The sequence below is a fragment of the Bacteroidales bacterium genome (assembly GCA_012517825.1).
Taxonomy (GTDB): domain Bacteria; phylum Bacteroidota; class Bacteroidia; order Bacteroidales; family JAAYUG01; genus JAAYUG01.
The window spans coordinates 1-13,972 of record JAAYUG010000066.1 but is presented as its reverse complement, the minus strand read 5'-3'; the positions used below and the strand labels follow the sequence as shown (position 1 = coordinate 13,972).

Annotated in this window: 8 protein-coding genes, 1 tRNA gene and 1 pseudogene; 3 read left to right on the top strand and 7 right to left on the bottom strand. The window is 44.7% G+C overall.

Annotated features, from left to right (window positions below; all coding sequences use genetic code 11):
• From GX419_04340 to GX419_04320, 5 genes are all read right to left on the bottom strand, one after another.
• A partial coding sequence (locus GX419_04340; GenBank protein ID NLI23917.1) for an Ig-like domain-containing protein occupies nucleotides 1-420 on the bottom strand: 420 nt, incomplete at its 3' end.
• 114 nt (nucleotides 421-534) lie between these two features.
• On the bottom strand, nucleotides 535-1,788 hold the full coding sequence (locus GX419_04335) for a hypothetical protein (GenBank protein ID NLI23916.1): 1,254 nt from the start codon (nucleotides 1,786-1,788) through the stop codon (nucleotides 535-537).
• A gap of 31 nt (nucleotides 1,789-1,819) precedes the next feature.
• Entirely contained in the window at nucleotides 1,820-3,298 is a 1,479-nt protein-coding gene (locus GX419_04330) for a RagB/SusD family nutrient uptake outer membrane protein (protein NLI23915.1), read from the bottom strand.
• Nucleotides 3,299-3,307: 9 nt separating this feature from the next.
• Nucleotides 3,308-6,331, bottom strand: a complete 3,024-nt coding sequence (locus tag GX419_04325) for a TonB-dependent receptor (protein NLI23914.1) — start codon at nucleotides 6,329-6,331, stop codon at nucleotides 3,308-3,310.
• Between the two features lie 226 nt (nucleotides 6,332-6,557).
• Nucleotides 6,558-9,473 carry a hypothetical protein gene (locus GX419_04320; GenBank protein ID NLI23913.1) on the bottom strand — a complete coding sequence of 972 codons (2,916 nt, stop codon included), beginning with the start codon at nucleotides 9,471-9,473 and terminating at the stop codon, nucleotides 6,558-6,560.
• Between the two features lie 62 nt (nucleotides 9,474-9,535).
• Between GX419_04320 and GX419_04315 the strand changes: the two genes are divergently transcribed.
• Nucleotides 9,536-9,611, top strand: a tRNA-Gln gene (locus GX419_04315).
• 78 nt (nucleotides 9,612-9,689) lie between these two features.
• Here GX419_04315 and GX419_04310 read toward each other — a convergent pair.
• Nucleotides 9,690-11,102: a radical SAM protein gene (locus tag GX419_04310; protein NLI23912.1), complete on the bottom strand. Its 1,413-nt coding sequence runs from the start codon at nucleotides 11,100-11,102 to the stop codon at nucleotides 9,690-9,692.
• A 144-nt stretch (nucleotides 11,103-11,246) separates the two neighbouring features.
• On the opposite strand from GX419_04310, the gene GX419_04305 reads away from it, so the two are divergent.
• Nucleotides 11,247-11,861 (top strand): hypothetical protein, encoded by a 615-nt coding sequence (locus tag GX419_04305; GenBank protein NLI23911.1) that lies wholly within the window; start codon nucleotides 11,247-11,249, stop codon nucleotides 11,859-11,861.
• Between the two features lie 67 nt (nucleotides 11,862-11,928).
• Here GX419_04305 and GX419_04300 read toward each other — a convergent pair whose 3' ends face one another.
• A complete protein-coding gene (locus GX419_04300; GenBank protein NLI23910.1) occupies nucleotides 11,929-12,429 on the bottom strand; it encodes a hypothetical protein in 501 nt (166 codons plus the stop codon).
• A 149-nt stretch (nucleotides 12,430-12,578) separates the two neighbouring features.
• Here GX419_04300 and GX419_04295 point away from each other — a divergent pair.
• Nucleotides 12,579-13,876 (top strand): annotated as a pseudogene (locus GX419_04295) (class II aldolase/adducin family protein).
• The last annotated feature ends 96 nt before the right edge of the window (nucleotides 13,877-13,972 follow it).

The following is a 13,972-nucleotide window of genomic DNA, read 5'->3' as shown; positions in this document are numbered from 1 at the left end:
GGTGGTAAAAGAATACTCCACACCAGGAAAAGCTGATCCATCAGATCCTTTAATGGTTTTTGCAATGCTCAGTCTATAGGGGGTATTGTTCCGGAGAGGTGTACCCGGAATTAATACAACGGTTTTAAAAGCATCGAGAAAACTTACTTCACATGGCACCGGCGTACCGTCCTGCAAGGTAAGATGTATGCCGCTCCGGGCCGAAGCAGTGTCAACCGGACTACTGAATTCAACAAAAATGTTTTTGTCAACGGGAACATTTGATACCACTGTCTGCAAGGAAAGGACAACGCTTCCCACCCTCACCCGTGCCAGCTGAAGAATACTTCCGTCAGGCCCGTTATCTGGCTTTTCTTTCTTGCACGAAAAGGCAAGAAAGGCAATTAAAACAACCAGTAAAATGTTCGTGTTAGTCTTCATGGATATTTCTTTAAAGGTTGCCGGTTATCTCCTCTGAAAACCGATGCGGGCTGAAAAAAGGAAAAGAAAAGAGGTCTCAGGGGAAAATACCCTGAAACCTCTCTTTAAAAAAGCTTATGGTTTTTCTGAGTTGTACATCAGATTAATTTCGGTTGCTGTAAGTGCTTTGTGGAAAATCCGCACATCGTCAAGCAAGCCTTTAAAGTGATTGGCTCCGGGGAAATCATAACCGCCCCAGCTTTCGCCATCCCAGAGTGTCCCTGCTCTTGACTGAATGAATCCGAAAGCAAGCTCATTCACTACTTCAGGGGCTACACCGCCGTATTTGAGGCCAACCACCGTTCGTTTCGGATCATTGTCGGGCCACAGGTCGAAATCAAAGCTCTTCATTTTTTCACCGTTGTAATAAAGGGTTCCTTTCTTTTCGGTGCTGTTATAGGTATAAACTACATGGAGCCAGGTATCTTTCAGCATAGCAACCATCTGGTCTGCAGGAACAGGTTTGGCAAAATCCCAGCCCTGCCATCCACCGTTGGTATTATCGGTAGCATTGGCGGGGAACCACATATCTTCCGAAGTAGTAGATCCGTCAGCCAGCTCGTAACGGATGGCAAATTTGGCTCCGTCATATCCCCCGAAAATTTCGTACTGAATTCCATAGAAAGCACCTAAACCAAGCACAAAATGACCGCTGGTTTTGTCGGCTGAGTTGGTTTTAACCCAGAAGCTGATAGTGAAATCATGGGTATTGATAAGCTGGTCTCCGTTGGGAATTTCAATAATACTTGTAGTGCCGTTGAAAGAGGCGGCTTTTCCGGCAGCAGCATTGCGCGAATCGACATAGGTTATATCAACAATACCGTTGGCTGAGGCGTTCCATGTACCAACATCATCGTTGGCATTGTTTTCAAAACCCCAGTGAGCAACCTGGCCGGAAGGCACAAACGTTCCTTCGGTGGTAAATGACCGGGTGAGGGAAACCAGCGGTTCACCGTCTTTGGATTTCAGCCCTTCTGTAATAGTCAGCTGGTACAAAGCACCATGACCCAGATCCGACTTCGGACTTATTGTAACTGTCTTGCCATTCACAGAAATATTCAGCTCAATGTTGGCACCATCATAATTCTGGACAAGGGTGATGGTGGAGCTTGTGGCAGTGGCAGGATCCACATTTGTATTGAATGTGGCTGTGATGACAGGATTCACCGGCACATTGTTCGGCGAAGTAGCCCCGTTAAGGTCAATATTTCCCGCTGTAAGCGATACCAGCTTCAGAGGAACCGGTTCATCCTTGCTGCAACTGTTTATGATGAAGAGAGCCATCACAAACGTGAGCAAGACACTGATAAAAGCAGTTTTCGTTTTCATAGTCTGATGGTTTTAATTGAACATTAGGGAATTAATAATTCGGATTTTGTTCCAGGGTACCCTGGGAAATATCAATTTCGTTTTGCGGAATGGGCAACAGCTCATTTCTTCCTGCCACAAAGCCTAAAGGGCCGAGGATTTCAGGCGCCTTACCTGTACGGACAAGATCCCAGAAACGGTGCCCTTCCAGGGCCAGTTCGTGACGCCGCTCATTCAGAATGATGTCACGCAGCTGGTCTTTCTGTATTACGGTAATATCGGGAAGAATGGAATTGTTACCCTGCCGGGCTCTTTCTCTCACCTTGTTAAGGTAAACGAGTGCCTGATCGGGCTTATTATTTTCATTCAGGGCTTCAGCAGCCATCAGCAGTACGTCGGCATAGCGGATCAGTCTCCGGTGGTGGCCCCATTGGGTAACGGTAGTTGTTCCGGGAACCCACACCTTCCGGTTATAACATTCCCGTTCAATAATATTACCCTGATCGTCTTTGGTTACATCAGGCGTCGTTCCGTCACCCAGAATGAGAACGCCATCAATTACCTGCCCCAGATCAATGATGGTTCCTTCCAGCCTTGGGTCACCGGCTTCAAATGAATTGCGCAAATCTTCGGAAGGGCGGTTGAAACCCCATCCCCGGTTTGGTGTTCCCCGCACACCCTGCGTGTTGGCATACTGATTGCCTCCGTTTTCATATCCTTCAATCTGAAGGGCTCCGATTTCAAAAACTGATTCAGGACCATTTTCCCCGTTTACGCCGTTAGCATCAATAAATACAGGTTCCAGATCGTATTCGCCGGAATGAATTACCTCCAGGGCATATTTTTCGGCATTCACATAATCATGCCGGAAAAGATACACCTTTGCCAGCAAAGCTCTGGCAGCACCTTTGGTAGCCCTTCCCTGGTCCTGATCTTTAAGCTCACTTTTTTCCTTCAGGTTGGCCAGGGCATAGTGCAGATCCGAAAGAACCTGCTCATAAACCTGATCGGAAGAGGCCCTCTGCAGTTTCAACGGAGGATTAAGGGTTGTCACCAGGGGTACTCCGCCCCAGGCTCTCACTGCATCAAAATAAAACAGGGCCCTCAGGAAACGGGCTTCGGCAACATAACGGTTGCGCAATATGGTATCCATCTGAATGGAAGGTACCTTTTCAATTACGACATTCGCCATTTTTATGCCTTCGTAAAGCGTAGCCCACCAGCGATCAAGCCCATCCTGGGTAGGGGTAATATTGAAATTGTCATACGGGCCAACCGTAGCAAGCTGGTCATTGGGATTGCTTCCCTTATGGGCATCATCCGACATAATGTCCAGAATGGGATACCCCCCTGAATTGTAATACCAACTGCGCACACTCGCATAAACAGCATTGGTGGCTAACAAAGCATCCTCCCTGGTAACAGGGAAAGTAGACTGGGTAAGAGAACCCTGAAGTTCTTTGTCCAGAAAGTCTTCACACCCGCTTGCTATTATTGCCAGAAATAGCAGATAAAAATGATATGCTTTCATATTCTTATACTAAAAAGTGATATTCAAACCAAATGAATAAACAGCAGTAACCGGGTAGATACCATTATCAATCCCGTTTGACAGAACATCCTCACTGCCAATCTCCGGAGTATATCCGGTGAATTTGGTCAGAGTATACAGATTGGTACCTTTCAGATAAAGAACAGCCTTCGAAAGCTGAAGCTTGTCGGACAGGCCGGAAGGTAATGCATACGAAAATGTTATATTCCTCAGGCGTAAAAAGGAACCGTCCTGAACAAATCTGTCGGAAGGGGAGTAATTATAGCCTCCGAACGAAGGTCTGGGTTCAGTATTGCTTGTGCCGGGCCCTGTCCAACGGTTGAATACATGTTTTTCAAAATTATAGGGATCAGGACGTACTACCTCTTTGCCATTAAATATTTTATTTCCGGTTTGGCCCTGTAAATCAAGTGAAAGCTCAAAGTCTTTGTATCCTGCCTCGAAGTGAAACCCATAGATGAACGTTGGAATGGGAGATCCTATGAACGTGCGGTCGTTCCCGTCAATTTTGCTGTCGTGGTTAACATCCACAAAACGAAGATCGCCAACCTCAGCCTGTGAACTGTGCGGATAGGCAGCCAGTTCTTCGGGCGTCTGGAATATACCGTTGGTTTTGTATCCGTAAAATGCGCCGATTGGCAGGCCAACTCTGCTCTGCGTAACAGGAATTCCGTTTCCCAGGTACCCACCTATCAGTACGGAATCGATGCCAACATTTCCGCCAATTTTCAGTACTTCATTGTGAATAGTGGAACCCAGCAATCCGACACTGTAGGAAAAATCATTTTTCTTTTCTCTCCAGTTAACCTGAAATTCCAACCCTCTGTTGAGTACCGATGCCGCATTGAAACGCACCTTCTGGCCCTGACCGTTTCCAAGATACCCGGGAGTGGAAAGTTCTACAAGGATATCCTTTGTTACCTTGTTATAAAAATCAAACTCGGCTGTAAGTTTGTTCTGGAAAAAACCCGTTTCAAGCCCTATATCGGTTTGATAGGTGCTTTCCCATTTCAGGTCAGGATTTCCGCTTTTGCTATAAGTAGCTGCCGGCCATGCAGTCGGATTGACACCAAAAACACTTACCAGATTGGCATTTACGGTTGAGAACCTGTCGGTATAAATGATTTTATCGTTTCCAATAATACCCCAGCTTGCCCTGAGCTTGAGATTGCTCACGAAGGGGAATGCTTCCATGAATTTCTCCCGTGTAATGTTCCAGCCGGCAGCAAACGACGGGAAGTTGGAAAACCGGTTGCCGGGTGCAAACTTCGACGATCCATCCCGGCGGAACGTGGTTGTGAAAATATATTTCCCGTCATAAGTATAATTGACCCGAAACAGATACGAAATCATGGAATAATATTGGTTCGGATCGACTGAATTTCTGAATTGATTGATGGTATTGGTGAGGTAAGATGGCTGGAGATACCAGAAATCCCGTCCGTCCCTTAAAATATTCTGACCCGATATCCCGTAGCTTTCCGACGAATTGTCCTGCATGGTATAACCTGCTACGGCATCCAGTGTGTGTTTTCCAAACGTCTGACTGTAGTTTAGGGTATTTTCCCATAGCCATCCGAGGAAGTCCCCTGTACCTTTGTAAAGATCACTGCCAACATTCTGCTGCTGCGAAGCTGTTCCATCAGGGTTATATACAGTGAATTCAGGTGTGAAAGACACCGCTTTATTATAGGATGCATCCAGACCAAAACTACTTTTGAGTGTAAAATGTTTCAAAAGGGTAGCTTCGGCAAAGAAGTTGCCCACACCTCTGATTCCCTTGTTGTAGTTATTCGAATATTTCAGATCAGCCAGCGGATTTCCCACATTGTAAACTACACCGAAACTTCCGTCGGGATAATAGGGTACAAGAACAGGCTGGGCCCTGTACGCCGAATAAGTTACATTGGGAGCTATCTGCTCTTTATGCGGGGCAATGGTCAGATTATTTCCCAGTTTTATACCCTTGCTCAGCTGATAGGTGTTATTCAGTTTAATGGTAAGCCTTTCATAGGATGATTTGTCGATAATACCCTGCTGGTTGAAATACCCTACTCCGAAATAAAACTGCATGTTTTCAGTGGACCCAGAGGCTGAAAACTGATGGTTGTGCATGGGTGCCGTATGGAAAATAAGATCCTGCCAGTCGGTATTCGGCACCGCATCCACATTATTAAAGCTTCCCGGCCTGATTTCGTTTGAAATAATAGCAAACTCCCTTCCATTCAAAAGGTCTATTTTCTTGGCCAGCATCTGAAGATTGTATTCCCCCGAATAGGAAAACACCGTCTTCCCTTTGGTCAGACTGCCACTGCGGGTAGTGATAATAATGACCCCGTTTGCACCGCGGGAACCATAAATGGCGGTTGCTGAGGCATCTTTCAACACTTCAGTTGAAGCTATATCAGAAGCATTCAGAAATGAAATATCATCAAGAATAACTCCATCAACCACATAAATGGGCGAAGAATTGTTAAAAGTACCGACTCCTCTTACGCGCACCACAGGGGCAGCACCCGGTGCACCTGAGGTGTTGGTTACCTGTACACCGGCCACTTTGCCCATCAGCCCCTGAACAGGATTTGAAGCGGTGATGCGGGTCATTTCCTCCGCTTTCACAGAGCTTACGGAACCAGTAAGATCGCTCTTTCTCACAGTGCCATACCCGATCACAACGATTTCTCCAAGAGCAACTTTTTCGGTTTCGAGCAAAACCTCAACGAATTGTTGCGAACCTGGTTGTATCTCCTTGTTATTATATCCCACAAAGGATACAACCAGTACCTCATCGCCCGATTGAAGCCGAAGAGAAAAATTTCCGTTCAGATCGGTGATGGTACCTCTTGTCGTACCTTTAATTATTACATTGGCCCCCGGCAGAGGTTCCTTTGTTTCCGCATCACGGACAACGCCGCTCAGAACCCTCTCCTGAGCCAAAAGAATCCCTGTACTGCTGAACAGGAAAACAAACAGGAAAAAACACGCTTTACGAATCAAACCAGATCTTTTCATAGGTAGCAGGTATATGGTTTTGATACAGAAATACTGCTTCGTAAAAGAAAGCAGGTTAAAGATACATCAGCAATGAGAGGGATTAGCCAAAGAAACCTTCACATAAAATACACCATGCCATGATGATTTGCGGCATGCACCTCATCATTACTACACCATGAGTTAATAAATAATTGATTATTTGGATTTTGTGATAACAGTTTATGGACGGGAAACGGAAAAAAATTCAGAATTGCATCAGGTAGTCTGTAAGGTTCACATCGCGATCCAGATTAAGTTTTTTCCGCAGCCTGTACCTGTGATTTTCCACCCCTCGGGTAGTTATGCCAAGCAGAGCGGCTATTTTCTTGGAGGAAAGATTCATTCGGATGAAGGCACAAAGCTTCAGGTCTCCCGGGGTTAAATCAGGATACTGTTTCTTGATTCTTTTCAGAAATTCTTCATGCGCCTGCTCAAAATTGCTTTCGAACACCTTCCAGTCTTCTTCATCGGTTATATTGCGGTCAAGCAATCTGAGCACATTGCGAGACTGCGTTGAAAAGCCCTGTTCTGCAGGCTTTTTCATTTGCCCGAGCAACCGCTTGAGTTCCATCAGTAGTTCATTCTTCTTAATAATAGAGTATGTAGTATTGGCCAGTTGCAGGCTTTTATAGTGAACCTCCGCTTCCAGTTTTTCGTTGCGGAGCCGTATCATTTCCCTTTCTTTTTCAATCCGTAATTTACGCGCCTGATTTTCCAGACGCCTTTTTACATAGATTCTGGAGAGGTAAACAAACGTAAGCAAAATCAATCCATATATGATCTTTGATAAGGTAGACCAGTACCATGGGCGACGAACAATGAAGGTAAAAATGCTTTCGTCCGAAAATTCTCCTCCTGATGCCACTGCCTTCACATGGAAGACATATTTCCCCCAGGGAAGTCGCTCATAACGCACATACGGTAATTCGGTACTTATCCATTCCTTATCCATCCCGTCGAGCTTGATGAGAAAATAAGGCTCGGATGTGTACATGGGGCATGAAAAGTGAAAAACAATGCTGTTCTGAGAAAACGGAATCATAACTGGTTCTCCGGTTCCTTCGGTTAAGGGATGCTGCGCCGAATCTTTCCTGCCAAAAGACTCAGCCATTTCAATACTGGCAGTTTTTTTCCCTTTAACCATCTCATCTTTACGGTCTGCAAAGAGAGCAAGTCCATTCTCCAGCCCAGTCATCCAGGTATCCGAACCGCACGGATAAACGAACTCAAAATTCCTGACCAGTTTATTGTCAAAAAGCTCGGTCGGATAGGAACCCGTAGCGATAAGATTTCCCTTTTGAACCTTAAACACATCGATTGAATTATCTGTTACAAAAAAATAGGTGTGTTCCCCGGCTGTAAGTATTTGTCTGGTGCGGTAATCCGGCTTCAGTTGTTGATGAATAAAATCAAACAGCACCATGCTATCCAGAAGATCGTTGTATGAATAAACACGTCCTTCGTTCAGAAAAACAAGGTGGTTTTCAAAAAGAGCCATCCGGATACCGTAATCACTTTCAAGTCCTTTCTGCTTCCCGTAAAAGAGAACCTTCTCAGCTGTCGCCAGGTCAGGTGATAATCTTACTTTGAACAAACCACGCTGAAGGTGGCATGCCCATATATTTCCGTTTTGATCGGTCATAATTTGCCGGATCGGATGACGGAACCCGCTGACAGTATTACGGAATATCCATTTCTGGTTCTTTTCGGCATAAACAACCAGATCAGTATATGTGCTCTGAATCAGGTAGTTATCTGCTCCTGAGCGGAAGTTTGTAAAAGAAAATCCGCCGGTTACCGGAGAGATTTTAACGATCCTGTCGGGGTAAACTTCAAACGTTCCTTCATTATGCCCGCAAAGAAGCTGGGAGTTTGATGCATGAAACGACCACACCTGTCCCTGGCTTCCGGGTATAAGACGGAAAACTGGCTGCAGAATATCTCCTGAAACATTAAAAGGAGAACAGAAAATGCCCTGGTTTGTGCCCGCATACAGATAACCCTCATGGATGGCAATAGCATAAACAGATCCCAATTTCCCCGAAGGATCAAAGGAAAATGATACAGGACCTGAAAGAATAACCAGATCAATGCCATTATCCAAACCAAGCCAGACATTATTGTCCTGGTCAGTAAAAGCCGACAACACCGTATTGTTCTGTATTCCGTTCTCTCGTGTGATATGAAACAGAAGATTACCCTCCCTTGTAAAAGCATAAGCGCCTTCCAGAATTGTACCAAGGATGAACACACTGTCGCGGGTAACCGTACCCCGGTTGATAACGGCATTGCCTATCAGCGACCATTGTTTCTGAAACCAGGGAACAAGTTTCCCTGATGATTCGTACAAATAGATACCTTTATTGGCTGTGGCCACCAGCATATTGTTCCGGTCATAAGACAGCAGGACCCTTATCTCCGTATTTCTGAAAAAATCCGAGGTGTCAACGGGTGCGATGTTCCTGCCCGAAAGTTGAAAAAGTCCGTGATCGGCAATTACCAGAAGAAGTTGCGAATTGATTCCGGTGAAGCATGTTATAAAACCCGGAGGAAATACAGGTTCAACAGTGGTTCCATCCCAGGCAAAAATCACTGAAAATGATTGAAAATATACAATACCTTTCCAGGAAACAATATTCCAGATTTCTTCATTATGAAATTGATAATTTTTAAGCTGGGGAACCAGGGAAATGTATTTCATTTTCCCGTCATTTGTTTTCTCCCAGTATCCGAATTCTTCAAAAGAACCTGCATAAATACGCCCTGTTGAATCGCACAGAACAGACCGGACAATGGTTCCTGCAGGAAACGGAAATGTTTTCCATACCGACCCGTTAAATTCAACCAATCCTTTGTTGTTGGCGAAATACATTCTTCCTTTTCCATCCTGGCTGATGCTCCAGTTTTGTTTATCGGCCCCATAAACCGAGGAAGGAAAATTTCTGATGCGCGGTCTTTCCAGTCTGAAGCTTTGCGCATTCAGCTCATTCTGCATAAACCCGGCAAGCAAAAAAAGAAGAAAGAAAATAACCTTCCGCTTCCAGTTTATCCCCATACCGTTGTCCGATATGAAATTCGCCTCCATGGGTAAATGTCCTAAGACATCAGCTAAGATAAGCATTTCCGGAAATGATTGACAGCATTTTGCAAATTCATTCTTATTGGTTAATTTTGCACCCGCTTTGCCCTGTGGTGTAATTGGCAACACGTCTGACTCTGGATCAGAAAAGTCCAGGTTCGAGCCCTGGCAGGGCAACCAGCATAAAATTAAAAAACCCGCTGTGGAAGCGGGTTTTTTTGTTCGCTTTCACCTTCTTACTGAAAAATTTCTGACAACTTACACCGAAAAATTATCCTGTGCATCGATTTCCTTCTCTTCCGAAGCCATACAATACGGATCAAAGCTGTCTATTGCAGATCCGAAGTAGTGGGCAAAAGCCCGGCACCCTCCACCGCATAAAGTTTTGTACAGGCATTGCCCGCATTTTCCGTCAACCTCTTCCGCATTAAACCTGCGCAGCAGGGCCAAATCCGGCGAATGGAACCACACATTTTCCAGTGAATCCTCCGGCCATTTTCCAACAGCAAAACCGGTGAGAAAAGGACAGGGGTATAAAGTTCCGTCAGGATAGACCGCCAGCGTTTCCTTACCGGCAGGACAGTACATAAAATTACCCTTATTATTTGAACCAGCCGGTGCCTTCATGTAACCCATCTCTGTATATATCTGAAATCCAAGGGGGACAGCCTTTCGTTTTTCTTCAATCATAGCATACAGTTGGGAAATATCTTCTTTTGTCAGAACATATTGCGCAGCTACCTTCTTCCCCCTCCCAACAGGGTAAAAAGGAATGATTTTTACTCCGGCACATTGCATGGCAACAGCCCAATCGATAACCTTTTCCGCCTCACTGACCAAACCTTTTCTGACAGTATGACTGATACTCACCATGATTCCTTCATCCAGCATCCTGCGCACAGCTTTTGCTGAGGCTTTGTAGGCCCTGCAGTTTTCACGAAACAAATTATGAACCTGTTCTGAACCATCAATGCTCACCTGTACCTGAAATACATGACTGCGGACAAGGCGTCTGACCGTTTCTTTGTCAATCAGGGTTCCGTTGGAGGCTATATCAACCCGCATGCCATAAGAAGAGGCATGGTCAATAAGTTCGAACAGGTCTTCGCGCAAAAAAGGCTCGCCTCCCGACATGGACAGATACAGTATGCGCAAATTTCCAAGCTCATCAATCAGTTTTTTCGCCTCCTTTTCTGATAACTCCCGTAGCGCCTTTGTGCCTCCTTCCAGAAAACAATGCTGGCAGTGAAGATTGCATTTTTTGGTTACATACCAGATTACATTCCTGGGAGGGCTCAGTGGAAATGACTTCTGAAGAAGGGTATCCCCGAATTTCCTTTTTCTCTCCTTTTTTGGGACTTCCATCAGTTCAATCGCTCCAGTATTGATTGCTTTCCCAAGTATTTCATAAGTCTTACTATCCGCTTCTTCCTGCGTTAGCCCGAATTTTATCTTCAACTGATCCTTTATCGCTGAAATGGAATTACAACCGTCACAAAGGGAAACAACAAATGCTTCCTGCAATCCAAGGGGCTCCTCAAGGGAAAGGGGAGCATAAAAAAGGATACCTCCTGAAGGTTCGTGACGAAACACTGCAGAATCAGAAAGGTCCGGGAATAATTTATCATATGATTTTCTTTCCCGGGAATGGTATTTTTTTACATCATACATGACGAAAAGATACAACAATCTGCATATATTTACCTAAGCTTCAAATAACTAGTATCTTTTATAGCGTAATCCCTTCAATTTTATCTGTCAGTTTACTCCAAAGTGAGGATTTTTCATTATATTTACATACTTAAACCCTGCAGCATGAAAAATTTTCTTACCTCTTTAACATTACTTGCATTGATTGTCATGTTTGCCAATGGATGCAAGAAAGATGAAGAACCTTCCAATATTTTTTCCTTCCAGGGAAAAAGTTACGCCATTACCGAGGCTTACGTAACCAAAATTATCCTGACCAACAGCGAAACCAATGCAGAATTGGACATGTACCAGTTTGAATTCCTTCATGTAAAAGGGTCCGATACAGCGGCTCTTTTGCTTGCTGTTGTAGACCAGAACACTAACGAACTGGGCGGCGATTATGCCGGCAGAAGTATTAGTTCCAGCGACAGCCGCGGCCTTTTCCCTTTTCTCTTCTTTGCGGCCAGTGGCATTGCATTGCCTGATCAGTCTGCTTATCTGACAGGGCCCGGAGGACTGGTTACCATTAATAAGAAGGAAGCCAATTATACCATCAACATTTCCGGCATTCCGGCCGGAACCTACGATCAAGATTGGAATTTTGCCGAAAAAGGGAAAATCAAAGGTTATTACAAAGGACAGATAATGATGGATGTGAAAGACTTACGTCAACAGGGATCTGTCAATCCTTCCCGTTTGTACCTATACATGAATCCTTCGAAACGGAATCTTCGGTAAAGAACTGCTTTTCTATCTTTTCCGACCAGGACAACGTAACCGACATGGTGTTTCCTTCATTGAAGAATTAGTCCATCCACCATGGGCCTTTGAGAATGCGCCAGCGCCCGTCAAAAAACACCAGATTTCCCACAAGAAGTTTTTCCCTTCGTTTTTCTGATTCAAGTATTACAACCGGAGAAGCTAACTTAAAATCATCCCTTTCCTGAACCCTCGTTTTCAAGTAACTTTTGATATAACAATTCTTCAAAAACTCCTCCCCTACATCCTTCCTCAGATTATCAAACCAGATAGCCCTGGTGTTCAGATTATAATCACCTTGCCTTACAGAAGCAAAGAATTCCTGCAGGTTCTTTTCGCGCTGCTGTTCATCCATAGCCACAGCCTGCAAAAACATCAGGCTTTCCTGCTCAGTCATATATAATTTCAAGAACTCCTGCCGGTTATTTTCCCGGAGAAGTTTAACTACATATTCACAAAAATCATCCACTTTTTTTGCATCAGGTCCGGGAGCAGAGCAGCCTGTGAAAAAAAGAATCATTGCCAGGGGAACAAGAAATTTTCTCATAGAATTCATGCTTTCAACAGTAAATCGATGACGAAGATACATTTTTGTAACAAGAATAATCAAACCGGACCACGTTTTTAGACTGAAAAATATGGTATATGTGGTTTAACCGATTATCATAACTTTGCGGCATCTTAAAATCCACCTCTATGGCACAAATTCTTGATACGCAACTGATGCACCCACGTGATCAGATTGTCTTGATTATCAGCAGAATATACAAACGTGGCCTAACAACAACCTCAGGCGGGAACATTTCGGTTATTGATGATGACGGTAATATATGGATTACTCCTTCAGCTATAGACAAAGGCTCTCTCCGGCCAAGTGATATTATGTGCATTACCCGGGAAGGAAAAATCATCGGCCGTCACAAACCCTCTTCGGAATATCCGTTTCATCGAGCCATTTTGCAGCCCGGCCAGATCTGAAGGCCATAGTTCATGCTCATCCTCCTGCACTGGTTGCCTTCAGTATTGTACATCAAATTCCCGATACGAACGTTATCCCCCAGGCTAAACACATCTGCGGTCCGGTAGGATTTGTCCCTTATGCACTCCCCGGAAGTGAAGAGCTGGGAGAAAAAATAGCCGATATTATTGGACAGGGCTATAATTCCGTTATTCTCGAAAACCATGGAACTGTTGTCGGAGGCAAAGATCTATCGGATGCATTTGAACGGTTTGAAACACTTGAGTTTTGTGCCCGTACTATTATCAAAGGAAAAACTATCGGTGAACCCCGCTATCTTTCCGATCATCAGATTGAAGAATTTGAAGCGCAGATTCCACGTCTGCAACCCGAACTGGAGAAGGCGGAATATCCTTCAGATGAACGTGAAAAAAGGGAACAGATTGTGAAAATTGTTCAGCGGGCCTGCGAACAGGGCCTCATGATCAGCTCCTACGGGACAGTTTCTACCCGCTGGCGCGGAAATGATTTCCTGATAACTCCCACCGATAAACTCCGGTGGGACATTCAGCGAAATGATATCGTTCAGATTCGTGACGGTAAACGCGAGCCCGGTAAGCTCCCTTCCCGCTCAGTTTGGCTCCATCAGGAAATTTACCGCCGGAACCCGCACATCAATTCCATTATTCTTACACAATCGCCTAACCTTATGGCATTTGGCGTAACCGGAAAAAAATTTGAAGTGAGAACGATACCCGAAAGCTGGATTTTTCTGCAGGACGTTCCAATGGTCCCTTTCGGCTCCCATTTTACCGGGAAAGAAGATATACCCGGAATTATTTCTTCGACCACTCCCGCTGTCATCATTGAAAATGACTCGGTGCTCGTAACAGGCGATCAGCTTCTTCAAACATTTGACAGGCTTGAGGTCGCCGAATTCAGCGCAAAATCACTTATCTACGGCAAAGCACTCGGAAGCCTCTTTCCAATTAATGAAAATCAGATTGAAGAACTCCGGAAGGCTTTTTTCAAATAATTTTTTCATCACATAGGCACATAGACTGACATAGACCACATAGAGGAAACCGAATTCCCTATGTGTTCTATGTGTTTCTATGTGTTCTATGTGTTT

Excerpts from the sequence above, each read along its gene's own strand:
- GX419_04325 (NLI23914.1), bottom strand. The coding sequence starts at position 6,331 with ATGAAAAGATCTGGTTTGATTCGTAAAGCGTGTTTTTTCCTGTTTGTT.
- GX419_04335 (NLI23916.1), bottom strand. The coding sequence starts at position 1,788 with ATGAAAACGAAAACTGCTTTTATCAGTGTCTTGCTCACGTTTGTGATG.
- GX419_04300 (NLI23910.1), bottom strand. The coding sequence starts at position 12,429 with ATGAGAAAATTTCTTGTTCCCCTGGCAATGATTCTTTTTTTCACAGGC.
- GX419_04310 (NLI23912.1), bottom strand. The coding sequence starts at position 11,102 with ATGTATGATGTAAAAAAATACCATTCCCGGGAAAGAAAATCATATGAT.
- GX419_04305 (NLI23911.1), top strand. The coding sequence starts at position 11,247 with ATGAAAAATTTTCTTACCTCTTTAACATTACTTGCATTGATTGTCATG.
- GX419_04330 (NLI23915.1), bottom strand. The coding sequence starts at position 3,298 with ATGAAAGCATATCATTTTTATCTGCTATTTCTGGCAATAATAGCAAGC.
- GX419_04320 (NLI23913.1), bottom strand. The coding sequence starts at position 9,473 with ATGCTTATCTTAGCTGATGTCTTAGGACATTTACCCATGGAGGCGAAT.